25 protein-coding genes are annotated in these 22,736 nt (G+C 69.4%); 17 read left to right on the top strand and 8 right to left on the bottom strand.

Translation table 11 applies throughout. The features are described 5' to 3' along the window. Window positions 1-26: 26 nt before the first annotated feature. Complete coding sequence (locus ACI3KS_RS12820; RefSeq protein ID WP_404918880.1) at window positions 27-1,082, top strand: alpha/beta hydrolase; 1,056 nt, start codon at window positions 27-29, stop codon at window positions 1,080-1,082. A gap of 258 nt (window positions 1,083-1,340) precedes the next feature. Here ACI3KS_RS12820 and ACI3KS_RS12815 read toward each other — a convergent pair whose 3' ends face one another. Next, window positions 1,341-2,717 (bottom strand): pyridoxal phosphate-dependent decarboxylase family protein, encoded by a 1,377-nt coding sequence (locus ACI3KS_RS12815; protein ID WP_404918878.1) that lies wholly within the window; start codon window positions 2,715-2,717, stop codon window positions 1,341-1,343. A 66-nt stretch (window positions 2,718-2,783) separates the two neighbouring features. Beyond that, window positions 2,784-3,362 (bottom strand): TetR/AcrR family transcriptional regulator, encoded by a 579-nt coding sequence (locus ACI3KS_RS12810; RefSeq protein ID WP_404918876.1) that lies wholly within the window; start codon window positions 3,360-3,362, stop codon window positions 2,784-2,786. Between the two features lie 66 nt (window positions 3,363-3,428). On the opposite strand from ACI3KS_RS12810, the gene ACI3KS_RS12805 reads away from it, so the two are divergent. From ACI3KS_RS12805 to ACI3KS_RS12775, 7 genes are all read left to right on the top strand, one after another. Continuing rightward, entirely contained in the window at window positions 3,429-4,457 is a 1,029-nt protein-coding gene (locus ACI3KS_RS12805) for an agmatine/peptidylarginine deiminase (protein WP_404918874.1), read from the top strand. A gap of 198 nt (window positions 4,458-4,655) precedes the next feature. Further along, window positions 4,656-6,371: an amidase gene (locus ACI3KS_RS12800; protein ID WP_404918872.1), complete on the top strand. Its 1,716-nt coding sequence runs from the start codon at window positions 4,656-4,658 to the stop codon at window positions 6,369-6,371. A 108-nt stretch (window positions 6,372-6,479) separates the two neighbouring features. Next, the gene (locus ACI3KS_RS12795; RefSeq protein WP_404918870.1) at window positions 6,480-6,713 is read left to right on the top strand and encodes a hypothetical protein; all 234 of its coding nucleotides are present in this window, start codon (window positions 6,480-6,482) and stop codon (window positions 6,711-6,713) included. Between the two features lie 77 nt (window positions 6,714-6,790). Beyond that, window positions 6,791-7,642, top strand: coding sequence for a tryptophan 2,3-dioxygenase (locus tag ACI3KS_RS12790; protein WP_404918868.1), 852 nt, complete (start codon window positions 6,791-6,793; stop codon window positions 7,640-7,642). Beyond that, on the top strand, window positions 7,642-8,700 hold the full coding sequence (locus ACI3KS_RS12785) for a hypothetical protein (protein ID WP_404918866.1): 1,059 nt from the start codon (window positions 7,642-7,644) through the stop codon (window positions 8,698-8,700). Before ACI3KS_RS12790 ends, ACI3KS_RS12785 begins: the two co-directional genes overlap by 1 nt. A 1-nt stretch (window position 8,701) precedes the next feature. Beyond that, entirely contained in the window at window positions 8,702-9,940 is a 1,239-nt protein-coding gene (locus tag ACI3KS_RS12780) for a kynureninase (protein WP_404918864.1), read from the top strand. Continuing rightward, entirely contained in the window at window positions 9,937-10,746 is an 810-nt protein-coding gene (locus ACI3KS_RS12775) for a PaaX family transcriptional regulator C-terminal domain-containing protein (protein ID WP_404918862.1), read from the top strand. Before ACI3KS_RS12780 ends, ACI3KS_RS12775 begins: the two co-directional genes overlap by 4 nt. On the opposite strand, the gene ACI3KS_RS12770 is transcribed toward ACI3KS_RS12775, so the two are convergent. Then, window positions 10,736-11,221 (bottom strand): FBP domain-containing protein, encoded by a 486-nt coding sequence (locus tag ACI3KS_RS12770; protein ID WP_404918860.1) that lies wholly within the window; start codon window positions 11,219-11,221, stop codon window positions 10,736-10,738. The genes ACI3KS_RS12775 and ACI3KS_RS12770 overlap by 11 nt on opposite strands. A gap of 271 nt (window positions 11,222-11,492) precedes the next feature. Between ACI3KS_RS12770 and ACI3KS_RS12765 the strand changes: the two genes are divergently transcribed. Next, window positions 11,493-11,840 (top strand): hypothetical protein, encoded by a 348-nt coding sequence (locus ACI3KS_RS12765; protein WP_404918858.1) that lies wholly within the window; start codon window positions 11,493-11,495, stop codon window positions 11,838-11,840. Window positions 11,841-11,868: 28 nt separating this feature from the next. On the opposite strand, the gene ACI3KS_RS12760 is transcribed toward ACI3KS_RS12765, so the two are convergent. Further along, window positions 11,869-12,270, bottom strand: a complete 402-nt coding sequence (locus ACI3KS_RS12760) for a hypothetical protein (RefSeq protein WP_404918856.1) — start codon at window positions 12,268-12,270, stop codon at window positions 11,869-11,871. A gap of 192 nt (window positions 12,271-12,462) precedes the next feature. On the opposite strand from ACI3KS_RS12760, the gene ACI3KS_RS12755 reads away from it, so the two are divergent. The 5 genes from ACI3KS_RS12755 to ACI3KS_RS12735 are packed head-to-tail and all read left to right on the top strand — an operon-like array spanning window position 12,463 to window position 16,358. After that, a complete protein-coding gene (locus ACI3KS_RS12755; RefSeq protein WP_404918854.1) occupies window positions 12,463-12,657 on the top strand; it encodes a CsbD family protein in 195 nt (64 codons plus the stop codon). 60 nt (window positions 12,658-12,717) lie between these two features. Continuing rightward, window positions 12,718-12,984 carry a Rho termination factor N-terminal domain-containing protein gene (locus ACI3KS_RS12750; protein ID WP_404918852.1) on the top strand — a complete coding sequence of 89 codons (267 nt, stop codon included), beginning with the start codon at window positions 12,718-12,720 and terminating at the stop codon, window positions 12,982-12,984. Next, on the top strand, window positions 12,981-14,066 hold the full coding sequence (locus ACI3KS_RS12745; protein WP_404918850.1) for a YbdK family carboxylate-amine ligase: 1,086 nt from the start codon (window positions 12,981-12,983) through the stop codon (window positions 14,064-14,066). The genes ACI3KS_RS12750 and ACI3KS_RS12745 overlap by 4 nt, the downstream gene beginning before the upstream one ends. Window positions 14,067-14,124: 58 nt before the next feature. Beyond that, entirely contained in the window at window positions 14,125-15,549 is a 1,425-nt protein-coding gene (locus tag ACI3KS_RS12740; RefSeq protein ID WP_404918848.1) for an MFS transporter, read from the top strand. After that, entirely contained in the window at window positions 15,546-16,358 is an 813-nt protein-coding gene (locus ACI3KS_RS12735) for an endo alpha-1,4 polygalactosaminidase (protein WP_404918846.1), read from the top strand. Before ACI3KS_RS12740 ends, ACI3KS_RS12735 begins: the two co-directional genes overlap by 4 nt. A 242-nt stretch (window positions 16,359-16,600) precedes the next feature. Here the strand turns inward: ACI3KS_RS12735 and ACI3KS_RS12730 are convergent, their stop codons facing one another. The 3 genes from ACI3KS_RS12730 to ACI3KS_RS12720 all read right to left on the bottom strand — a co-directional run bounded on the left by ACI3KS_RS12730 (window position 16,601) and on the right by ACI3KS_RS12720 (window position 19,782). Next, window positions 16,601-17,368: a hypothetical protein gene (locus tag ACI3KS_RS12730; protein WP_404918844.1), complete on the bottom strand. Its 768-nt coding sequence runs from the start codon at window positions 17,366-17,368 to the stop codon at window positions 16,601-16,603. Window positions 17,369-17,704: 336 nt separating this feature from the next. After that, window positions 17,705-18,721: a pyridoxal-phosphate dependent enzyme gene (locus ACI3KS_RS12725; protein ID WP_404918842.1), complete on the bottom strand. Its 1,017-nt coding sequence runs from the start codon at window positions 18,719-18,721 to the stop codon at window positions 17,705-17,707. A 158-nt stretch (window positions 18,722-18,879) separates the two neighbouring features. After that, complete coding sequence (locus tag ACI3KS_RS12720; protein WP_404918840.1) at window positions 18,880-19,782, bottom strand: hypothetical protein; 903 nt, start codon at window positions 19,780-19,782, stop codon at window positions 18,880-18,882. Between the two features lie 56 nt (window positions 19,783-19,838). On the opposite strand from ACI3KS_RS12720, the gene ACI3KS_RS12715 reads away from it, so the two are divergent. The 3 genes from ACI3KS_RS12715 to ACI3KS_RS12705 are packed head-to-tail and all read left to right on the top strand — an operon-like array spanning window position 19,839 to window position 21,546. After that, window positions 19,839-20,501: a hypothetical protein gene (locus ACI3KS_RS12715; protein ID WP_404918838.1), complete on the top strand. Its 663-nt coding sequence runs from the start codon at window positions 19,839-19,841 to the stop codon at window positions 20,499-20,501. Continuing rightward, entirely contained in the window at window positions 20,498-21,058 is a 561-nt protein-coding gene (locus ACI3KS_RS12710) for a hypothetical protein (protein ID WP_404918836.1), read from the top strand. The genes ACI3KS_RS12715 and ACI3KS_RS12710 overlap by 4 nt, the downstream gene beginning before the upstream one ends. Continuing rightward, on the top strand, window positions 21,055-21,546 hold the full coding sequence (locus ACI3KS_RS12705) for a hypothetical protein (RefSeq protein ID WP_404918834.1): 492 nt from the start codon (window positions 21,055-21,057) through the stop codon (window positions 21,544-21,546). The genes ACI3KS_RS12710 and ACI3KS_RS12705 overlap by 4 nt, the downstream gene beginning before the upstream one ends. Here the strand turns inward: ACI3KS_RS12705 and ACI3KS_RS12700 are convergent. After that, window positions 21,430-22,695: a hypothetical protein gene (locus ACI3KS_RS12700; RefSeq protein WP_404918832.1), complete on the bottom strand. Its 1,266-nt coding sequence runs from the start codon at window positions 22,693-22,695 to the stop codon at window positions 21,430-21,432. The genes ACI3KS_RS12705 and ACI3KS_RS12700 overlap by 117 nt on opposite strands. Window positions 22,696-22,736 lie beyond the last annotated feature (41 nt).

Below are 22,736 nucleotides of genomic sequence, written 5' to 3'. Positions count from 1 at the left end.
GCATGCTGGTCCTGGAGAGGGGTTGAATGAGCGCGGAGGCAGACGACAGCACGAGGCAGCGACCGGCGACACTGCGCCGTCCGCGCCACCGACTGCGAGCCACGCTGTGGATCCTCGTCGCCCTGATCGCCATCGTGGCGATCGTCTTCTCCGTGTCGCCGTGGCCCTCAGCCATGATCATCCGCGCCGTCTTCACCAAGGGCGGCGACGAGACCGCGGCCGAGATGCAGAAGCACGTCCCCGACACCGCACTCACCGAGACGCTCGACATCGCCTACGGCGGAGACGGCACCGACACCACCATGGACGTCTTCGCCCCGGCATCCGCCACCGGCCCGCTGCCGACGATCGTCTGGATCCATGGCGGGGCCTGGATCTCGGGTGCGAAGGAGAACGTCGATCCCTACCTGCGCATCCTCGCCGCGGAGGGATACACGACGATCGGCGTGAACTACACGATCGGCCCCGAAGGCGTGTATCCGCTCGCCGTCCACCAGCTCGACGAGGCCCTCGCGTACATCGATGCGCACGCCGCTGAGCTCGGCGTGGACGCGAACCAGATCATCCTCGCCGGCGACTCGGCCGGCGCGCAGCTCGCCAGCCAGATGGCGACGCTCATCACGAGCCCCGATTACGCCGAGATCATGGACATCACGCCGTCGCTGAAGGCCGACCAGCTCATCGCGACGATCCTCAACTGCGGCGTGTACGACCTCGCCGCGCTCGCCCAGCTGGAGGGCATCGCGGGGTGGGGCCTCAAATCGGCGATGTGGGCCTACTCGGGCACGAAGACGTGGGCCGAGGATGCGACCGGCTCCACGATGTCAACGGTCGATTGGGTCACAGCGGACTTCCCCGCGACGTACATCTCGGGAGGCAACGGAGACGGCCTCACCTGGCTGCAGTCGATCCCGATGGCGAAGCGCCTCGACGAGCTCGGCGTCGACGTCACGACCCTGTTCTGGCCGGCGCCGCACGAGCCCGCGCTGCCGCACGAGTACCAATTCCACCTCGACATGCCGGATGCTCGGACCGCGCTGCAACAGACCATCGAGTTCCTCGACGCGCACACCACGCGCTGACGGAGGGCAGGAGGCCTCGCGCCGCACCCGCCGCGCGCAAGGCCGTCCCGCACACCCTGCTTCGGGGCCGCCACGAGCTTCGGGGGCACCACGAGCTCGCCTCGCACACCCCACTTCGGGGGCCGACACGCCACATGGCGGCTCGTGAACGCGTTCGCGTCCGACGCCTGGCGTGTCGGCCCCCGAAGTGAAACGCGCCCAAGGCCCTGGGAACGGGCCTACGGGCCTACGGGCCTACGGGCCTACGGGCCTACGGGCCTACGCCATGGTGTCGAGGATCCCGACGAGGTCCTCGAACGTCGTGAGCGGGTTGAGGATCGCGAAGCGCGTGTTCGGTCGTCCGGCATGCGAACTCGGCACGACGAACGCGTGCTGCGAATCGAGCAGCTCTGCCGACCAGCGGTCGTAGTCCGCGCGTTCCCATCCATCACGCTCGAACACCACGACCGACAGCTCGGGGTCGCGCACGAGCGTCAACTCCGGACGAGAGGCGATCTCGTCGGCGATGCGACGCGTCAGGGCGATCGTCGCGCTCACAGCCTCACGGTAAGCGTCGAGCCCGTAGGTCGCCATCGAGAACCACAGCGGCAGTCCGCGCGGCCGGCGGGTGAGCTGGATCGAGTAGTCCGAGGGGTTGAAGTCGTCGGCGTCGGTCAGCGTGTCGAGGTACTCGGCGTGCTGCGTGTGGGCCCGACGTCCGCCGTCGGGGTCGCGGTACAGCAGCGCGCAGCAGTCGAACGGCGCGAACAGCCACTTGTGCGGGTCGACGATGAGCGAGTCCGCCCGCTCGACACCGGCGAAGATGTGCCGTGCCTCCGGTGCGAACATCGCCGTGAGTCCGTAGGCGCCGTCGATGTGCAGCCAGAAGTCGAGCTCGTCCTTGAGCGCGGCGATCCCCGCGATGTCGTCGACGATGCCGAAGTTCGTCGATCCCCCGGTCGCGACCACGGCGCACACGGCATCGCCATGCTCGAGAAGCGCCTCGCGCACGGCATCCGCCCGCAGCCGTCCGTCGGCGCCGGCAGGCACGAGCACGACATCGGCATCCATGACGCGCGCCGCCGACTTGTTCGAGGAGTGCGCCTCGGTGCTGCAGACGATCTTCCAGCGCTGCGGCAGTTCGCGCCCTGCGGCAAGGAGACGGTCCTTCGCCGTCTCTCGCGCGGCGACGAGAGCCGACAGGTTGCCGATCGTGCCGCCCTGCACGAAGACCCCGCCCGCCGACTCCGGCAATCCGAACTCGCGCGCGAGCACTCCCAGCACTTCGTTCTCGGCGTGCACGGCGCCCGCGCCCTCGACCCAGCTGCCGCCGTAGAGACCGGATGCCGACACCACGAGATCGAACGCGATCGCGGCCATCGTCGGTGCAGTGGGGATGAACGAGAGGTACAGCGGATGACTGGTCGTGAGGCAGGCGGGAGCGAGCACGTGCTCGAACGTCGCGAGTGCGCGCTGCGCACCCAGTCCTTGCGCGGTGATCGTGCCGCCGCCGGTGAGCCGCCTGAGCTCGACCGGGGTCTGCGGCTTGTCGAGGGGGACGTCGGCGGCCAGCATCCGTCGTCGCGAGTAGTCGAGCACGGCGTCGACGATCGCCGTCGATTCGGGCGATGCGGCGTGCATGCGGTCAGCGACCATGTCGGTTGTCCTTCTCGTGTTCGGGCGTCGTTCTCAGGCGTCGTTGTCGGGTGTCGTTCTCGACCGTCAGGCCAGGACGGCGGCCAGTGTGCGCCTGGCGATCTCGGCGCGATCGTGGGGCGCCCATTTCACGAGCGCGTGCGCGCTCATGCCGTCGACCATCGCCAGCAGCATCCAGGCCGCGCCGCGTGGGTCGTCGATGCCCGCTCCCGCGCGACGGATGACGTCTTCGAGTCCGCTCTGCCAGAGGTCCATCTCGATGCGCACGCGCTCGGCGAGCACCGGGTTGCGCGCGCCGAGGGCCCACGACTGCACCCACACCATGGCCACATCGTCGCGCGCCGGATCGAGCAGCGTCTCGATGATCCCCTGCAGCGTGGGCCGCAGTCCGAGCGAGACGTCGACGGTGCCGAGCACCTCGACCCGCTCGGCGGAGACGACATCGCGGAAGACCTCGGCGACGAAGTCGTCCATGACGGGGCGGTAGTGGGCGATCAGCGCGGGCGTGACCCCCACCTCCGCGGCGATCGCACGCACGGTCATCGCCTCGAGGCCGCTCTCGTAGACGAGCTTCCGCGCTCCGGTGAGGATCGTGCGCTCGCGCTCTGCGGGTGACAGGCGACGAGCTCTTGACGTCGTGTTCATCGAGGGTTACGGTAGCACTCATTGGTCAGGCGTTCAATAGCGGATGCCGTGCACGGAGGAGATTCGATGACCTGGCTCATGCCGGCGGAGACCGCACCCCACGACCGCACCTGGATGGCGTTCCCCGTCGAGGGGCAGACCCTCGGCGAGAGCGCCGTCGAGCGCGAAGAGGGGTACGAGACGTGGACGGCCGTCGCTCATGCCGTCGCCGAGTTCGAACCGGTCTCGATCCTCGTCGATCCCTCCGAGATCACGCGGGCGAGGCGGATGCTGAGCAGCTCGATCGACATCGTCGAGGCGCCCGTCGACGAGTTCTGGATGCGCGACTCCGGTCCGACGTTCGTCGTGTCCGAGGACGGTCGGCTCGGAGCCGTCGATTGGATCTTCAACGGATGGGGCGCTCCGACCTGGGCCGAGTGGCGCAAGGCCGCCGAGCACGCACGGATCATCGCCGGCGCGGTCGGCGCCGAGCTCGTGAGCTCGACCCTCGTGAACGAGGGCGGCGGCATCCACGTCGACGGAGAGGGCACCGTGCTGCTCACCGAGACCGTGCAGCTCGATCCGCGGCGCAACCCCTACGCCGACCGGGCGCAGGTCGAGGCCGAGATGGCTCGTACGCTCGGCGCGACCACGGCGATCTGGCTGCCCCGCGGGCTCACGCGCGACTACGACGACTTCGGCACGAACGGCCACGTCGACATCGTCGCGACGCTCCCCTCCCCCGGACGGATGCTGCTGCACGAGCAGCGCGACCCCGCTCACCCCGACCACGAGGTCACCCGCGAGCTCCGCACGCATCTCGCCGAGCAGACGGATGCCGCCGGCCGCCGTTTCGAGATCATCGACCTGCCCGCGCCCTCGACGCTGCGCGACCACGAGGGCTTCGTCGACTGGAGCTATGTGAACCACCTCGTCACCAACGGCGGAGTGGTGGCGTGCGGTTTCGGCGACGACCAGGCGGATGCTGAAGCCCGTGAGGTCCTGGCGATGGCCTATCCCGGCCGCCGGGTCGTGACGGTCGACGCCCGCCCGCTCTTCGACCGCGGCGGCGGCATCCACTGCATCACCCAGCAGCAGCCGAGCCTGCCCGCCTGACCCGAACGGTCGCTGCGCGAGGAGCGCAGCGCCCCCAACCGTCGCGGCGCACAGCGCGCAGCACCCCAGAACCGGTCGCGGCGCACAGCGCGCAGCACCCCAGAACCGGTCGCGGCGCACAGCGCGCAGCACCCCACAACCGGTCGCTGAGCGAGGAGCGCAGCGACGAGACGAAGCGTCCACCGAGGAGACACACCCATGATCGACGTCGTCGAGGCCACCATCTCCGACCTGCGCGCCGCGCTCGGGTCCGGCGCGACCACCGCGGTCGAGCTGGTCGATGCGTACCTCGCGCGCATCGACGCCTACGACGCACCGGGAACCGCGACCACCCTGAACGCGGTCGTGGTGCGCAACCCCGAGGCGCGAGCAGAGGCCGCGGCCTCCGATGCCCGCCGCACCGCGGGCGACACACTCGGCCCGCTCGACGGCATCCCGTACACGGCGAAGGACAGCTACCTGGTCCGAGGGCTGACCGCGGCATCGGGAAGTCCCGCGTTCGCCGATCTCATCGCGCAGCGCGACGCCTTCACGATCGAGCGGCTGCGCGCGGGCGGAGCGATCTGTCTGGGTCTGACGAACATGCCGCCGATGGCGAACGGCGGCATGCAGCGCGGCGTCTACGGCCGCGCCGAGAGCCCCTACAACGCCGCATTCCTCACCGCCCCTTTCGCCTCGGGCTCGTCGAACGGGTCGGGCACCGCGACAGCCGCGAGTTTCGCCGCTTTCGGGCTCGGCGAGGAGACCTGGTCGAGCGGGAGGGGCCCCGCCACGAACAACGCGCTCTGCGCCTACACCCCCTCTCGCGGCGTGATCTCGACGCGCGGCAACTGGCCGCTCGTCCCCACGATGGACGTGGTCGTACCGCATGCCCGCACGATGGCAGATCTCCTCGAGGTGCTCGACGTGATCGTCGCCGATGATGCCGAGACGCGCGGCGACTTCTGGCGGTCGCAGCCGTGGATCTCGCTGCCCACGGCGTCCGAGGTGCGCCCGACGTCGTACCCTCGGCTCGCAGCATCCGCATCACTGGCGGGCGTTCGCATCGGCATCCCCCGCATGTACATCGATGCGGATCCGGATGCCGGAACTGCGGCCGCTCCCGGAATCGGCGGACCCACCGGGCAGCGCATCGACACTCGCCCTTCGGTGCTCGATCGCTGGCAGGCGGCCCGTCGCGACCTCGAGGCCGCGGGAGCGACCGTCGTCGACGTCGACTTCCCCGTCGTGTCGAACTACGAGGGTGACCGACCGGGCGCGCCGACGATCGCCACTCGCGGCCTGGTGAGTCCCGAGTACCTGCGGCGCGAGATCGTCGATCTGTCGGCCTGGGCGTGGGAGGACTTCCTTCAGGCGAACGGCGACCCTGCGTTGTCGACGCTGGCGGTGGTCGACGGGGCGGCGATCTTCCCGCATCCGGAGGGCGCGCTGCCCGATCGCTACACGGGCTTCGACGACGACATCGCCGAATATCCGGGCTGGGTGCGCGAGCATCCGGACGCGGACTTCCGCGACATGCCCGAACTGCCGGAGGGTCTGCGCGGCCTCGAGCAGACCCGACGCGTGGACCTCGAGGAGTGGATGGACGCGCTCGCCCTCGACGCCGTGGTGTTCCCCGCCGTCGCCGACGTCGGCCCCGCGGACATGGACGTGAATCCGGCCTCGGCCGACCTGGGCTGGCGCAACGGCACCTGGATCGCGAACGGCAACGTCGCGATCCGCCACCTCGGCATCCCGACCGTGACCGTGCCGATGGGGCTCATGGCCGACATCGGGATGCCGGTCGGGCTGACCTTCGCCGGGCGCGCCCACGACGATTCCCGGCTGCTCGCTCTCGCCGCCGCCTTCGAGGCGTGCGGAGCACCCGGCGAGCGCCGCACTCCTCCGCCTCGCACCCCGAGGCTCTGGTCCTGACCGGTCCCTGAGCGAGAAGCGCAGCGACGAGACGAAGGGCTCCCCGACAGGTCGGTTCAGGAAGGACGCCCCGAGCCGCTGAAGAGCGCGCAGGGCTACGCTGACCGCATGCCTACCTGGTCGAACGTGGTCCGCACCGTCGAGTCGGTCGTGAACCCGTTCTATCCGCTCTTCGCCTCGGTGCTGTCCTGGACCCTCGCGGTCGTCGCCGCATTGGTCGCCGTGACCGTCCTCGTCTGGTTGGGAGTCGCGGTCACCCTCGGCGTCATCGAATCGCGTAGCGCAAAGCAGAACGAAGAAGATCCGCCGGCGCCCGAAGATCCCCTCTCCGTCTTCGACTGACGCGGTCTCGGCGTCGACGCTCGACTCCGAGAATTTCACCATTGTGACGCTCGGCACGAAAGTGTTACATTCGGCGCATGAGTACTGAGAACGAGCGCGCCCTCGAGGCCGGCATCGTCACCGACCTGTCCGGCCGCATGACCTACGGCTCGTATCTGGGACTCGATCAGCTGCTCAGCGCGCAGCATCCGGTCAGTTCGCCCGAGCATCACGACGAGATGCTGTTCATCATCCAGCACCAGACGACAGAGCTCTGGCTCAAGCAGGTGCTGCACGAACTCTCCTCGGCCCGCGAGCTACTCGCGAGCGACGATCTGCGCGACGCCCTCAAGCGCATCGCGCGCGTCAAGAAGATCCAGGACGTGATGACCCAGCAGTGGTCGGTGCTCGCGACCCTCACCCCCACCGAGTACGCGCAGTTCCGCGGCGCGCTCGGCAGCTCCTCCGGCTTCCAGTCCGTGCAGTATCGGGCGGTCGAGTTCGCGCTCGGCAACAAGAACGAGAAGATGCTGTCGGTCTTCGCCGACCACCCGGCGAATCTCGCGCTGCTGACCGCCGAGTGGGAGAAGCCCACGCTCTACGACGAGTTCCTGCGCTACGCCTCACGCCGCGGACTGCCGATCCCGACCGAGATCCTCGAGCGCGATGTGCGCCTTCCCTACAAGGAGACCCCGGCGCTCGTCCCGGCGATCCGCGAGATCTACCAGGACCCGGGCACCCACTTCGACCTCTACGAGGCCTGCGAAGATCTCGTCGACCTCGAGGACAACTTCCAGTTCTGGCGCTTCCGGCATCTGAAGACCGTGTCGCGCACGATCGGCATGAAGGTCGGCACCGGCGGATCCAGCGGCGTCGGATTCCTGCAGCGCGCCCTCGACCTCACGTTCTTCCCCGAGCTGTACACCGTGCGCAGCGAGATCGGCGCCTGATGCGTGCGGTCGCGGCCTGCCTCGACCGCAGAGCACGGGTCTGGCGCGACGAGGTGTTCGAGGTCGTGGGCGACCGGGGTCGACTCGTGCCGGATGCCGACGCGACAGGACTCCCTCGCCTCGACGGCGTGGTCACCGGGGCGTTCACCGACGCCCACGTGCACCTGCAGCTCGTGGACCACGCCCAGCTCGCGACGTCGAGGCTCGGCCAGGTGTGCGACCTCGGCGGGAATCCGGATGTGGTCGCGCGGCTCGCCCGTCAGAACTCCGGAGATTCGACGGAGACCAGGGCCGATTCGACGCCCCAGAGCACAGCGGGCCGCGCATCTCCGGAGTTCTGGCGGCGCAGCGTGCGGCACCCGGTGCGCGTCGCCTTCGCCGGCGCCTTCCTCACCCCGCCCGGCGGCTATCCCTCCGACCGTTCCTGGGCGCCGGCGGGCTCCGTCCGCGAGATCGCGGATGCGGATGCCGCAGAAGCGGCGATCCTCGAGATGAAGGCCGCCGGTGCCACCTGCATCAAGGTCGCGAGCAACGCGTCCGCCGGCCCCGTCTTCACCGACGAGATGTTCACGGCGATCGTCGAACTCGCCTCGGCGCACGACATGGCGGTGATCGCGCATGCCGAAGGCCCGGGAGAGGCGTTACGCGTGACACGGCTCCGCGCGCGCCAGCTGGCCCACGCCCCCTTCAGCGAGGTGCTCAGCGACGACGATCTGTCTCGGATGCATGGCAGTGTCGCGTGGATCTCGACTCTCTCGATCCACGAGGGCGAGGCGTACCGGATCGCCGTCGACAACGTCCGCCGGTTCCACGCCCTCGGGGGAACCATTCTGTACGGCACAGACATGGGCAACGGCGACACCCCGGTCGACCTGAATCCGCGCGAGATCGCCGCTCTCCGCGAGGCGGGCATCGACGGCGCCGACCTGCTGCGCTCGCTCATCCCCACCGACCCGCACGACCCTGCCAGCGCGCTGCTGTTCTTCCCCGGCACCACCCCCGACACCGCCGATCCCCTGTTCGCCCGACTCCTCACCGCCGACGACCTGAAGGTGTGACATGACCGATCTGCTCGCCACCGCCCGCGCCCTCGATGCCGCCGACCCGCTGCACGCGCACATCGACGCCTTCGCTCCCGCGCCGGGCGTCACCGCGTATCTCGACGGCAACTCGCTCGGTCGCCCACTGCGCGACATCCCCGAGAAGCTCGCCGCCTTCGTGCGCGAGGATTGGGGTACCCGACTGATCCGCTCGTGGGATGAGCAGTGGATGGACCTGCCGATGGTCCTCGGCGACCGGATCGGTACCCTTGCGCTGGGCGCCGCGCCGGGACAGACCGTGGTGGCGGATTCGACGAGCGTGCTGATCTACAAACTCATGCGCGCGGCCCTTCGACAGGCTCAAAGCCCCAGCGAGGGAGGCACTCCCCGCACCGAGATCGTGATCGAGGCGGGGAACTTCCCCACCGACCGCTTCCTCGCCGAGGGCGTCGCCGCCGAGACCGGGATGACCGTCGTCTGGCTCGAGCCCGACCCGGTCGACGGCGTGACCCTCTCCGACGTCGACGCCGTGCTGTCCGACCGCACCGCACTCGTCGCACTCAGCCACGTCGACTACCGCTCCGGCGCGCTGGCCGACATGCCCGCGATCACGGATGCCGTGCACGCCGCAGGCGCCCTGATGATGTGGGACCTCTGCCACTCGGCGGGCGTGATCCCGATGCAGCTCGACCAGTGGGGTGTCGACATGGCGGTCGGCTGCACGTACAAGTACCTGAACGGCGGCCCCGGCTCCCCTGCCTTCGCCTATCTGCGGCGCGATCTCCAGGGCGTCCTGCTCCAGCCGATCCAGGGCTGGTGGAGCGCGGCCGACATCTTCGCGATGGGACGCGAGTACGTGCCTGCCTCCGATATCCGGCAGCTGCTCAGCGGAACCCCTCCGGTGACGTCGATGATCGCGATGCAGGGCATGCTCGACCTCATCGAGCAGGCCTCCCTCGACGCGGTGCGCGCGAAGTCCGTCTCGCTCACCGACTTCGCCGTGGCGGCTTACGACGAGGTGCTCGCACCGCTCGACGTCCGCCTGCTGAGCCCGCGCGACGCCGCCCGCCGCGGCGGGCACATCACGATCGGCCACCCCGAATTCCGTACGGTGACGCAGCGGCTGTGGGCCGACGGCGTGATCCCCGACTTCCGCTTCCCCGACGGCATCCGCCTGGGACTCTCGCCGCTCAGCACCTCCCACGAGGAGACCCTCGTCGGCGTGCTCGCGGTGCGCGACGCCCTCACCGCCGCATGAGCACGGATGCGGTGCTCGACGACATCGATGCACGCCCTGGCAGCACGGCATCGCTGCTGCGCACCCTCATCGGGCTGTACCTGCGCCGGCTCGGCGGCTGGATCCCGGCGTCCGCTCTCGTGTCGCTGGCCGGCGATCTCGGTATCGCGCAGCCGCAGGCGCGCACCGCGATCACCCGGCTGAAGCAGAAGGCGCTACTCCTCTCCGAACGCCGCGACACAGCGGGCTACGCGCTTAACCCGGCCGCCGTGCGGATGCTCGAGACCGGAGATCGCCGCATCTTCGAGATGCGACAGATGACGGATGCCGACGGCTGGTGCCTCGTGTCGTTCTCGGTCCCCGAGAGCGCGCGCAACGTGCGCCACCAGCTGCGGCGCCGTCTGCAGTGGATCGGAGCGGGCAACGTCTCACCGGCACTGTGGATCTGCCCGGGGCATCTGCAGGGCGAGGTCGAGGCGATCCTCGACGACCTGGATGTGCGCCGAGGCGCGACGCTGTTCCCCGCAGGCTCGCCGATCACCGACGCCACTCCGGCCGAGGCCGCCGCGCGCTGGTGGGATCTCGACGCGCTGCGCGCCGAGCACGAGGCGTTCCAGACCTCAGTGTCTTCACTGCCCACCGAGCCGTTCGCCGCCTACGTGCGCCTCATCGACGCATGGCGGGTGCTGCCCTACGTCGACCCCGGGTTGCCGCCGTCGATGCTGCCTGCGGACTGGCCAGGGTCTCGCAGTTTCGCGGAGTTCGCGCGACTGCAGAGCACGCTGGCCGCGCCCGCCTGGCAGCACGCGGAGGCGGCTACTCGCTGACCGCCCCGAGGAACGCGGTGACGTGCTCCTGCAGTTTCAGCATCCGCAGATCGCGCGCGAGCTCGCGGTCGTATCCCTGATACGCGAGCGGCGGCAGGATGCGGACGTTCCGCGAGCATCCGAACTCCGCGCAGATCAGCGTGCCGACCGTGTCGCCCTTGCGCCCGGCGGCCCCGGCTTTGCGCGCGACGAACAGCTGCACGTCGTTGCGCAGCGTCACGTCCTCGCACCACGAGCACTGGGCGCGGGCGGAGAGCCTCTGCTCGGCACGCTGCAGGATCACACCGACCGGCTCGTCGTCGCGCCACGCGATCACATAGGCGCGGCGGGGCTGCTTGGGATCGGTCCAGCCGAGGTAGTCGAGCTTCTCGAAATCGAGGTCGGAGAAACCGGCGGGCAGGTTCAGATCGGAGACCTCCTTGCGGGAGGCGTTGAGAAAGGATGCGCGGATGGCGCGCTCGTCGAGGGGACGCATGGCAGAGCTGCTTTCGTGAGAACGGTGGAGGTGGGTACGACGCATCGCCGGCGACGGGGGTTCCGCCTCCGGCTGTGGGTCAGCCTCTGCCCGCGGCGCTGAATGCGCCTGCGGCTCCGTTCCGCGCCCCGAAGGCGCTCATCGATGACAGCACCCGGCGAGTGTACACCTGATCGTGTCGCCTTTGTGTCGTCGCGTGTCGGCGCGGATTCCGTCCCGCCCGAACGCGACCTACGCTGTCGGGAACGCATCCGACAGACAGGAGACCGCCGTGTCCACGCCGCTGAACCGCCTTACACCCCTCGAGGTGAGCGAGCGCTCGGCGTGCATGTGCGACCACGGCGACGTCTGCTCCTCATATGCTCCCGGCCACGCCCTGCACCTGATCCAGGCGCGGATGGCGTCGGCGACGCCGTCGGAGTGGGTCGACGCGATCGTCTCCCAGGCGGATGCCGTCGCCGGCCGCCTCGTGGTCGTCACGCTCGACGGCACCGAGCATGCGCTGTGGAGCGCTTCTGGTGCCGCCCTCGAGGCTCCGGTGGGCGCGCCGGTGGCTGTGCACACGCGCTACGGCGTGCTGGCCGTGGGCCGAACGCGGTTCAACGTCGCCGCGCTCTGAGGGCGGGCGTTCTCCGTAGCAGGTGGCCTCAGGCGGCCGCCATCATCATGTCCTTCATCGCCATGCACGCGTCCATGCAGTCCTTGCACGCCTGAGCGCACATCCGGCAGACGTCGCTGTGGTCGGCGTGCTGCATGCACTCGTCCATGCACATCTGGCACATCGCGATGCAGGCGTCGAGCATGGCCATCATCACGGCCGGGGTCATGCCCTCCATGCGCATCATCGAGCGCATCATGGTGTGGCACATGTCGGCGCAGTTCATGCACGCCGGCGAACAGTCCATCATCTGGGTCGAGCACACCGTGCAGGCCTGTTCGCAGGCCGAACACGCGTCCATGCACGCCTGCATGACCGACATGTCCATCTTCGCCATGTCGGGCATCGACATCATCTTCTGCGACATCGCGCCCATCATCATCGAGTCCATCTCGCACCGCTTCCTTCGAGGGGTCACGGGCGGGTTCGCCCGCGTGTGGCCAGAGTAGTCCGAGTCCTCGTCGGAGCGGTCATGAATTCTCGCCACTAACCCTGAGAGCGCCCGGATGTCAATCCCGTAGTGCGATCCGCCGCAGGCTGAGACGGTGGCCTCTCCATCGCACATCCACGACAGGAGACGGACATGGGAATCGGAGACGACATCAAGAACGGCGCGGAGAAGCTCGGCGGCAAGATCAAGGAGGGCGTCGGAAAGGCGACCGACAACGAGGAGCTCGAGACCGAGGGCCGTGCCGACCAGACGAAGGCCGACGCCAAGGAGGCTGTCGAGAACGTCAAGGACGCCGGCCGCAACGCCCGCGACGCGTTCGAGCGCTGACGCCACCGGACGAGCACACTCGTCCACGCGTTCGATTCCGTTCGCACAGAGGAGGATGACATGCCCGGACGCCGCAACAGCTCACTGAAGGACCCGGAGCTGTACGAAGAGCTCCGCGAGGACGGTGCCTCGAAAGAGAAGGCCGCACGCATCTCGAACGCGGCGGCGAGAGACGGCCGAAGCGCCGTTGGTCGCCGCGGCGGAGAGCACGGAGACTACGACGACTGGACCGTCGAACAGTTGAAGAAGCGCGCGAAGGAACTCGGTCTGAACGGCTACAGCGGCAAACGCAAGGCCGAGCTCATCTCCGCATTGCGAAACCATTGAAGGGCCGCGCGCCGGCCCGGTTCGGGATCGAGGAGGAGTTCGTCCTCCTCGATGACGCGACACTCGTGCCGATCAGTGTGGGGCTGGGCACGGGAGTGTCCGTCAGGGGAGAGCGCGCGAAGGGCTCGGTGACCCCCGAATACCTGACGTGTCAGGTGGAGTGCGTCACCGAGCCCGCTTTCACGCGCGAGGAGGCTGCACAACAGCTTCGGCTCATGCGACAGCAGGTGAGCGCTCGTGCTCGCGAGCACGGAGCGGTCGCCGCCCCGACCGCCACACCGTTCGTGTCGACCGGCGGTTTCGTCGTCTCGCCCTCACCGCACTACGACGAGGTCTCGGCGCACCTGGCCGAGATCACTCGCGAGCACGAGGTCAACGGGTTGCATGTCCACGTCGAGGTCGACGACGGCGAAGCCCGAGTGCGGGCTCTCAACCGTGTACGCCCCTGGATGCCCGTACTGCTCGGCCTCACGACGAACGGACCCTTCGCCCACGGTCGGCCGTCGGGGTTCGAGAGCTGGCGCAGCATCCTGATCCGGCGCCTGCCGTCGTCGTGGGCACCCCCGCATTTCCACGATCTCAGCGAATATCACGCGCGGGTGCAGCAGATGCTGTCGCTGGGCGCGATCCGCGACACCGCATCGATCGCGTGGGCCATCCGTATCTCGGAGCGCTACCCGACGGTCGAGACGAGGGTGTTCGATGCGCAGCTCGCAGTCGAGGACTCGCTGTTCGCAGCGGTGCTGTGCCGGGCGCTGATCCGTACTCCCCCGACCTGGATCAGCCCGCCTCTGGCCGCCGACGTCATCGACGACGCGCTCTGGGTCGCCGCGAGACGCGGCGTCGACGCCACGGTCATCGACCCGTCGACAGGCGAGGCGTCCGCTCTCTGGGACGTCGCTCGGACATTGATCGACCATGTGCGGCCGGCGCTCGCGGCACACGACGACGAGGAGTTCGTCGTGTCGCACCTCGAGCGCATCCGCGTGGACGGCACGGGAGCGCGCAGACAGCTCCGCGCCTATGAATCCGGGGGCGTGACGGCGTTGCGAGAGCTGTATCTCCGCGGCGTCGACGTCTGACGCGCAGGACTTCCTCCGCGCCCGCCCGGATGCCCGCCGCCCGCAGTACTGTCGGAACGTGGCCAAGTTCGCACCCCTGCAGCGTCTCGTGATCGCGATCGCGGTCCTGGCATCGTTCGTGACATTCCTCGACGGCACCGTCGTGAACGTCGCCCTGCCCGCGATCAGCCGCGAGCTCGGCGGCGGCATCACGACGCAGCAGTGGGTGGTCGATGCGTACCTCATCACCCTCAGCGCGCTGATCCTGCTCGCGGGTTCGGTGTCCGACGCCTACGGGCGGGTGCTCGTGATGCGCATCGGACTCATCGCCTTCGGTGTGACATCCGTCGCGGTCGCCGCCGCGCCCGACCCACTGGTGCTGATCATCGCGCGCGCCGGCCAGGGCGCGGCCGGCGCCCTGCTCGTGCCGAGTTCGCTGGCCCTGATCACCGCCACCATGCGCGCCGACGCGCAGTCGCGCGCGATCGGTGTCTGGACGGCGTTCACGACCGCCGCGCAGCTGGTCGGCCCCCTGCTCGGCGGCCTCTTCGTCGACTATCTCTCGTGGCGCTTCGTGTTCCTCATCAACGTCATCCCGATCGCCGTCACGCTGGTGCTGCTCTCGCGACTGCGGCTGCCCGAGCACCCGAGCGGCGTGCGCGTCGACTGGTGGAGCGGAGCCCTGTGCGCGCTCGGCCTCGGCGCTGTCGTGTTCGCGCTGATCGAGCAGCCGCTGCGTGGATGGGCCTCGCCGATGATCTGGGCGCCGGGACTCATCGGGGTCGCTCTCTTCGCGGTCTTCGTGTGGCGTCAGCAGCATTCGCCCGCTCCTCTGCTGCCGCTGTCGCTGTTCGGTGTGCGCGACTTCGCGTGGGGCAACCTCGCGACGCTGTTCGTCTATGCAGCACTGTCGCTGAACGGCTTCGTCGTGGGTGTGTATCTGCAGCAGGGTGCAGGGCTCACCGCCACGGCCGCGGGACTCGCGAGTCTGCCGATGACGATCCTGATGATCCTCGTGAGCTCGCGCGCCGGGGCGTGGGCGGGACGCTGGGGCCCACGCCTGTTCATGACCGTCGGGCCGCTCGTGATGGCGATCGGGGCGGTCATGCTGCTCGCGGTGGCCGAGCGGTTCGACTACTGGTGGCAGGTGCTGCCCGCCATGATCGTGATGGGGCTCGGACTCTCGCTCACCGTCGCGCCGCTCACCGCCGCGATCCTCGGCGCGATCGATGAGTCGCGATCCGGCATCGCCTCGGCGGTGAACAACGCCGTGTCGCGCGTCGCAGGACTCCTGGTGGTCGCCATGCTGTCGACGATCGTCGGTGGCAGCCTCGACCTCGGCGGCTTCCACAGCGCGGCGATCGTCACCGCCGGGCTGTTCGTCGTGGGAGGGGTCGTGTCATGGATCGGCATCCGACGCAATCCCGCCGAGGCGCCGGGCCCGCTCGACGCCCAGCCTGACGGACCGGCTCCGACGCCCCGGAACGACGGCTCGCTCGCGTGACCTCACGGCGCGCCGTGACTCTCGGGCTGGCGCTCGTCATGCTGACCACGGGATGCTCCGCCGCCTCACCCGACGCGACGCCCGACGGTGTCGTACTGCCTCCGGCCGGAGCGCAGCCGGACTATCAGCTCGGCGGAGCATATCCGCCGGCCGCAGGTGTGAGCATCGTCGGGCGTGATCGTTCGGCGGAACCGGCCGAGGGCGTGTACTCGGTCTGCTACATCAACGGATTCCAGACGCAGCCGGGGGAGCTCGGTCTCTGGGACACCGACCTGCTGCTGCAGGGTGATGACGGCACGGTCTTCGATCCCGACTGGCCGGACGAGGCGCTGCTCGACACATCGACGGCCGGTCGGCGCGAGCGCATCGCGGCGAGGATCGAGCCGTGGATCGTCGGCTGCGCGGATGCCGGTTTCGACGCGGTCGAGTTCGACAACCTCGACTCGTACTCGCGGTCCGATGGGTCACTGTCGCTCGACGACAATCTCGACCTCGCCGCCCTGCTGGTCGGGGTCGCGCACGAGAACGGCCTCGCTGCCGGGCAGAAGAACGCCGCCGAAGACGCCGCGCGGTTGCACGAGGACGCGGGCTTCGACTTCGCGGTGACCGAGGAATGCGCCGCGTACGAGGAGTGCGGCGCCTACACGGACGTCTACGGCGACCACGTGATCGACATCGAATACTCCGACGAGCTTCCGCGCTCTTTCGCGGAGATGTGCGCTGACGGGAGTTCTCCCTCGTCGATGGTGCTGCGTGACCGCGATCTCGTCGTGCCCGACGACGACGCGTACGTGTTCGAGACCTGCTGAGTCGCGCGGGCACGGCGGGCACGGCACGGGCACTCACACTCGCATGTCCGGTGCGAAAAGTCGGAGTTTCGTCACGACACGCCGTGCTGCGGCATCCGGACCCGGCGCGTCGCCGCGGAGCTCCGACTTTTCACACGCCGGCGGATGCTGCGCACCGGTCGCACTCCCACGGATGCTGCGCACTCAGGACCGAACGCCGGCCGGGTGTCGGGACGCCGACCCGACACCCGTCTTGCGTGCGGTCACCCGCTCCAGGCGCGCACCCGGTGGACCGTTGCGCTTTTGGGGTAGCTGCCCGACGGCGCACCGATCTCGAACAGGTCGATCAGAAGGAAGAGCGGGTAGTCCGGCGCCTGCGGGACTCGGCGCACCACCCGGCCCTCACACGCGATGATCGTCTCACCGTCGCCCCAGACGACCGTCCAGGTGTGGAGTTCCGCTGCGTCCACGGGGATCGACACCTCGGCCATGTCCGTCATGATCCGCGGGTCGTGATGCGCCTTGACCCCGCTGCGTGCGCGGCTCTCGGGGCCGACGGCATCCGCATCGATCTCGAAGATGCAGATCTCGCCCGAATCCGCCGGCGAGTGATGCTCCGTTCCGACCAGCCACGCGGCGAGCATGCATCCGGGGTCGACGCTCGCCGACACCGTGATCTCGATGCGACCGCGACTCGGCGCGAAGAGCAGGCGGGTCGGTGTCTCCGTGCGCACCTCGAGTCCGTCGTTCCGATGCCGATGCGTGCCCGACGTCGACCCCAGCGGCCCCGAATGCGTGCCGGTCTGCAGGTTCGAGACGCGAAGCGGAGCATCCTCGGGTCGCCAGTCGAGCTGGTCGGCGTCGATGCGAAGCCGCAGTCCGGCCGGACCGAGATCGAACCGCGCGGCGGCACGATCCGGAGTCGTCCAGTGCGGCAGATAGCTCGCGACCCACACCTCGGGATCGAGTCCGTCGAAGCAGTCGTCGATGTCCGGCGCGCGATCCGGGGCTGCGGGAAGGTTCTCGGGCATGAGAGATGATCCCACGTCGCCAGCCGCCCGGGCTCCCCGTGCTGCCCCGGCCGTTCCAGCCCGCGCGTCGGCCTCGCACTCCAACCCCGCGCACCGCCGTGCGAGAGAGCGGGACCGTCGCCGTGCGAGAAGTCGGAGAATCGTCCCGACACGCCGCGCTGCGGCATCCGGAACCGGCGTGTCGCCGCGAACCTCCAACGTTTCGCACACGCAGGCGACGGATGCCGACCCCACGCGACCCCGCAACCGGTATTCGCAACCGAGCACCCCAGCCGCCGAAGCCCGCCGGCCCCCCGGCACCCGCCATCGCCCCCGCAGCCTCGGAGAGCCGGGGTCCTACTCGGCGCTGTCGAGGAACTCCTGCACTTCGGCGACGACCGGATGCGGCGAGCGCTCGGGCACCGCGAAGCCGCGCTCGATCATCCACTCGTCGTCGTACAGCTTGTCGAGGTATCCGCGGCCGTGGTCCGGCAGCAGCACGACGACGACGTCGTCCTCGCTCAACGGCTCCGCGACGCGCAGGGCCGCGACGACCGCCATACCGCTCGATCCGCCGACGAACAGCCCCTCTTCGGCCGCCAGGCGCCGGGTCATCGCGAACGACTCGGCATCCGTCACCATCTCGTAGGCGTCGACCACCGAGGCGTCGAAGGTGTCGGGCATGAAGTCTTCGCCGACGCCCTCGACGTGATAGCCGTGGATCGGGCCGCCGGAGTAGATCGACCCCTGGGGATCCGCACCGATCACGCGCACCTGACCGTCGCTCGCCTGCTTGAGATAACGGCCCGTGCCGCTGATCGTGCCGCCGGTACCGATACCCGCGACGAAGTGCGTGACGCGCCCCTCGGTGTCATCCCAGATCTCCGGCCCTGTGGTCGTGAAGTGGCCGCGCGGGCCGTTCTGGTTCGCGAACTGGTTGGGGTTGAACGCTCCGGGGATCTCGGCGGCCAGGCGCGCGGCGACGCTGTAGTACGACCGCGGATCGCTCGGCTCGACGCTCGTCGGGGTGATGACGACCTCGGCTCCATAGCCGCGCAGGGTCGCGACCTTGGCCCCCGCGAACTTGTCCGGCACGACGAAGACCATCCGGTATCCGCGCTGCAGAGCGACCAACGCGAGACCGGTTCCCGTGTTGCCGCTCGTCGCCTCGACGATGGTGCCGCCTGGCTTGAGGCGGCCCTCGCGTTCGGCGGCATCGATGATCGACGAAGCGATACGGTCCTTCGCGGATCCGCCGGGGTTGAAGTACTCGACCTTGGCCAGCACGGTCGGGCGGATGCCGGCAGCGACGGAGTTCAGACGGACGAGGGGCGTGTGGCCGACGAGTTCGGCGATGTGCTGGGCGTAGCGCACGGAGTGTTCCTGACGGTCAGGGGCGCGCATCGCTGGCGCGCGAGGTCTTCGGGGTCGGTGAGGGCGAGCGGAGAGCGCTCAGCGACAACAACGACACGTCAGGGACACACCGGAACTGTAACCCGCCCGCGGCGTGCACGGCAACCTGAAGGCCGCGCTCAGGCGAGATCGGCGTCGTCGTCTGCGTCGCCTCGGGCGATCTCGACCCAGCGGCGCAGGTACAGCGCGCCCGCGTCGTCGTGGATGAGCGATGGGTGGTGCCGCACCGGATACGGCGTCGACGGCACCCCGTCTGCGGGTCGGACATCGACGTGCGCGACGTCGTGGCCGTTCTCCTGCAGCCAGTCGGCCATGGCGTAGTCCGTGCGGGAGTCGCCCATGGTGCGCCAGCTCCGCGGCAGCGGCACGCCCTCCTCGGCGAGGAAGCGGAGCATGAGGCTCGCCCCCAGGTCTTTGCCGACGCGGTTCGACTCGACGTCGGTCGAGATGATGGTCGGGTCGATCCGGTAGTCGATGGCACCGGCCGAGTCGGGCACGCGCGCGGACTCCCACTCGTAGCCGAGATCGTGTGCCCGCAGCACCCCAGCGATCGCCTCGTTCAGCTCCGGCTGTCGGGCGAGGAACTCGGTGCTGTCGAGCTCGGTGCGCTGCTCGACCGAGGTCATGGCGCGCTTGGTCTCGTCGTAGAAGACGAGGTCGGAGAAGTCCTCTTCGACCAGGCGCCGGATCTCGGCGTCCACCGCGGGCGGCACCTGCAGGCCCTCATCGACGGTGACGTCGTGCGCACCCGCCGCGGTGATGCGCATCCACACCGCGCCCTTCTCGCAGATGCCCCACACCTGCACGCCGTCGTCGAGACCTGCGGCCAGCAGCGGCGGGATCACCTGCTCGCGCAGGAACGCGTCGGAGCGACCGGTGTTGAATGCGATCGGGATGCCGCGATTCGCGAGTTCCGCAAGGTCGGCGGCGATCTCGGGGATCGCGATCGAGCGGGTCACGGGGCTGGCGATGGGGCCGTCGACGTCGAGGAGGAGGCCGAGCGGCGGCGTCGGATCAGTCACGGTTCGATCCTACGGCGCAGTGACGGCGCCGCCATCTGCCCCCGTAGGCTGGGCCCGTGACCGAGGCTCCGAGTGAAGGTGAGCGCGCGGGCGGCACTCCCGTTCGCAGCATCCGCTCTGCGCTCTCCCGTCGGGCCGCGCCCGCCTGGATCTCCATGGCCGCGCTCGCCGTCGGCGTCGGCGCACTCATCGCGATCGGCGCCTTCGATTCCGCACACCACGAGCCGGATGCCGTCGCCATCGGCGACGAGGTGCGCCTGTCGACCTATGCCGTCACCGTGCTCGACGTCGAGGTGACGGATGCCGTCGAAGAGCAGTACCTCGAGGCCGACCCCGGCGAGAGCCTGCTTCTCGTGACCCTGCGACTCGAGAACCTCACCGATGCCACCGTCAGCGTCGTCGGCAGCGCCGACCGGGTCTCCTCTCGCCTGATCAACGCCACGGCACCGCTGCTCGACCTCACGGGAGTCGGCGACCCCGGCACCGCCCTGGTGTGGAGCGACATCGATTCCCCTCGGTACCCGCTCCTCCAGCCCGGCGTCCCGGCAGAGATCACCGCTGCCTGGCGGGTGTCGACGGACGAGCTCGAAGACGGCGAGGCTTCGATCGAGATCCACGAGGCGATCGAACGGGCAGGACGGATCATCGTCGCCTCGGACGTCGTCTCCTGGACACAGGGTGCCCTGATCGCCCGCGTCGATCTGGAGGCCCGACGATGAACAGGTGGGTCTCGTGGCTGGCGGGCGCCGCGCTCGTCGCGGCCGCAGGAGGCGTCGTCGCCGTCACACCGAGTACCGACACCCGGAACGGCCCGTTCCTCGTCCACGGCACGGTGTCCGACACGGTCGCGTCCCGGGAGCTCGTCGTGACCGTCGACAGCGCCTCGTTCGCCGATCGGGTCACCGTGTCCGACGACGACTGGCAGGCGGAGGGCAACTGGCTCGTGGTGGAGTTGTCGGCCGCCGCCAGGCAGACCGAGGTCGAGGCATCCATGCGCCTGGCGACGCTCGTCGTCGACGGTCGCGAGTTCATCGCGAGCGAGCGACCGTCGACGTCACTCATCGGCACCGAGCTGCGGGTGGGCATCGACACCCACGGGATGCTGGCCTTCCAGCTGCCCACGGACCTGGAGCCCTCCGACGCCGAGCTCCGACTCGCCGGCCCCCACAGCACACCACGCCTTGATGACGTGATCGTGGTGCACCTCGACCTCGAGAGCGCAGCGCGAGAGCGCACGATCGACATCCTCGAACCGACGATCGGCGAATCATCGTGAGATGGCTTCGCGCCCAGCGCGCCGCCCTGACCGCGCTGATGTTCAGTGCGATCGCCGTGGCCGGCGTGTATCTGTGGCTCGAGGTGTCCCCGGTCACCGAACGGCACCGTCTGACGGTCGTTGCGGCGTCCGACGGCTCGGCCGAGATCGCCGGACAGGAGCTCACCGTCGAGAGCGCCCGCTGGGACGAGTTCGACTCACTGCCGGGCACCCGGAGCGTCAGCATCCGCCTGCATGCCTCCGGCGGAGCGGATGCGGAGAGCTGCGGACCGTTCATGCTCACGGAGGCGACCAGCGGCCGGACGTGGCTCGACGCCGACGACGTCCTCGACGTCCCTTACGACGAGGGCGAATCGTCATGTCTCGAGGAGTCAGCGCCCTACGACATCATCTCCGTGTTCCTGGTTCCCGAGGACGCCGTCGGTCCGTTCCATCTCGAGGTCGCCGGAGAGGAGAACGTCGTCGTGCGGTTCGATGTCGAACTCTGACCCCGCGTCGAGACCGGCCGACGGTCGTACGATCACGGCGTCGTAGGCGGTCGCGAACAGGGCAACCCTGAGCGGTTCGACCACAGCGGCGATCGCCACGAGGATCACGGGCAGATACGCCTCCCAGAAGGCGCTCTCGTGTCCGCCGATGAGCTGCAGCACCCCGCGGGTGCCCGCGCGGTCGAGGAGCATCCACAGCGCATACACGAGTGCTGCCGAACCGAACAGCGCGGGCCCACCCCGCCAGATCACCGCGGCGGCCGCCCACAGGCTCTCCAACCGCACCACGAGCGTGCGTGCGAGCGTGCGTGCGGGACCTCGCAGCGCCGTCGCGCTCCAGCGCCCGAGTCGGGTGTCGACCTCGAAGGTGGTGCCATAGATCACCCCGACGATGGTGAGCCAGGCCGCGGGAACGATGAGAACGGCGATGATGACGCCGATGACCCCTGACGCGCCCTCCCAGATCCCCGCCACCGGTGGCAGATTCGCCGCGACCCCATCGCCGACGTCGCGCAGCCACTCGGCCCCCGACCGCTCGGACCACCATTCGCGCACGCTCGCCCACCACTGCCCGACGAGGGTGAAGAGCATGAAGGTCCAGAGCACCTCTGCGTAGACCGCGAGCGCACGAAGACCCGTTGTCAGTCGCGACTCGAACCGGGCCAGCACGATGCGCACGGCGAGTGCCACGACCAGGACGCTCACGGGCAGCACGCCGACACCGATCATGCCGCCGCGATCGCCGAGCGCCTCGCTGCCGTAGCCCGAGTCAGCGAAGGCGATCTCACTGGCGATCACGAAGAACGCATCGCGATCCGCATCGAGCATGCCCCAGGCCTCGTAGAACGCGAAGAACGGCAGGATGGCGACGAGCACGGCGTGCGCGAAGTCGCGCCGGTCGATGGGATCCGTTCCGGCGGCGTGCCGGAGCGTGCGACGAACCGTCAGGTACATCGCGACGTACGAGACCAGGCGCGCGGTGACCGCGAGCGGCAGGATCAGCAGGCCGCCGAGCGTCGTCAGACCGCCCACGGTGCCGGCGAGCTGGACCAGGAGGCGATGCGCGGCCTCGCCGGCGAGGTACCACGCCATCAGGGCAGGCCAATGGGTCGCCAGAACGCGACCGAACGTGCGGAGTGCCTGCTGCATGCCCTCACGCTATCGGGTGGCGCGCGGGCCCACCGCCCGGC

Source organism: Microbacterium sp. ZW T5_45 (assembly GCF_044987415.1).
Classification (GTDB): domain Bacteria; phylum Actinomycetota; class Actinomycetes; order Actinomycetales; family Microbacteriaceae; genus Microbacterium.
The sequence above is the reverse complement of the archived record's forward strand: the minus strand, read 5'-3'. Positions and strand labels throughout refer to the sequence as shown.

What these genes read in the sequence shown, in the direction of transcription:
- ACI3KS_RS12710 (WP_404918836.1), top strand. Translation starts at nt 20,498, where the DNA reads ATGAACAGGTGGGTCTCGTGGCTGGCGGGCGCCGCGCTCGTCGCGGCC.
- ACI3KS_RS12780 (WP_404918864.1), top strand. Translation starts at nt 8,702, where the DNA reads ATGACCGATCTGCTCGCCACCGCCCGCGCCCTCGATGCCGCCGACCCG.
- ACI3KS_RS12730 (WP_404918844.1), bottom strand. Translation starts at nt 17,368, where the DNA reads ATGCCCGAGAACCTTCCCGCAGCCCCGGATCGCGCGCCGGACATCGAC.
- ACI3KS_RS12820 (WP_404918880.1), top strand. Translation starts at nt 27, where the DNA reads ATGAGCGCGGAGGCAGACGACAGCACGAGGCAGCGACCGGCGACACTG.
- ACI3KS_RS12750 (WP_404918852.1), top strand. Translation starts at nt 12,718, where the DNA reads ATGCCCGGACGCCGCAACAGCTCACTGAAGGACCCGGAGCTGTACGAA.
- ACI3KS_RS12800 (WP_404918872.1), top strand. Translation starts at nt 4,656, where the DNA reads ATGATCGACGTCGTCGAGGCCACCATCTCCGACCTGCGCGCCGCGCTC.
- ACI3KS_RS12785 (WP_404918866.1), top strand. Translation starts at nt 7,642, where the DNA reads ATGCGTGCGGTCGCGGCCTGCCTCGACCGCAGAGCACGGGTCTGGCGC.
- ACI3KS_RS12795 (WP_404918870.1), top strand. Translation starts at nt 6,480, where the DNA reads ATGCCTACCTGGTCGAACGTGGTCCGCACCGTCGAGTCGGTCGTGAAC.
- ACI3KS_RS12775 (WP_404918862.1), top strand. Translation starts at nt 9,937, where the DNA reads ATGAGCACGGATGCGGTGCTCGACGACATCGATGCACGCCCTGGCAGC.
- ACI3KS_RS12755 (WP_404918854.1), top strand. Translation starts at nt 12,463, where the DNA reads ATGGGAATCGGAGACGACATCAAGAACGGCGCGGAGAAGCTCGGCGGC.
- ACI3KS_RS12815 (WP_404918878.1), bottom strand. Translation starts at nt 2,717, where the DNA reads ATGGTCGCTGACCGCATGCACGCCGCATCGCCCGAATCGACGGCGATC.
- ACI3KS_RS12805 (WP_404918874.1), top strand. Translation starts at nt 3,429, where the DNA reads ATGACCTGGCTCATGCCGGCGGAGACCGCACCCCACGACCGCACCTGG.
- ACI3KS_RS12810 (WP_404918876.1), bottom strand. Translation starts at nt 3,362, where the DNA reads ATGAACACGACGTCAAGAGCTCGTCGCCTGTCACCCGCAGAGCGCGAG.
- ACI3KS_RS12700 (WP_404918832.1), bottom strand. Translation starts at nt 22,695, where the DNA reads ATGCAGCAGGCACTCCGCACGTTCGGTCGCGTTCTGGCGACCCATTGG.
- ACI3KS_RS12790 (WP_404918868.1), top strand. Translation starts at nt 6,791, where the DNA reads ATGAGTACTGAGAACGAGCGCGCCCTCGAGGCCGGCATCGTCACCGAC.
- ACI3KS_RS12760 (WP_404918856.1), bottom strand. Translation starts at nt 12,270, where the DNA reads ATGGACTCGATGATGATGGGCGCGATGTCGCAGAAGATGATGTCGATG.
- ACI3KS_RS12770 (WP_404918860.1), bottom strand. Translation starts at nt 11,221, where the DNA reads ATGCGTCCCCTCGACGAGCGCGCCATCCGCGCATCCTTTCTCAACGCC.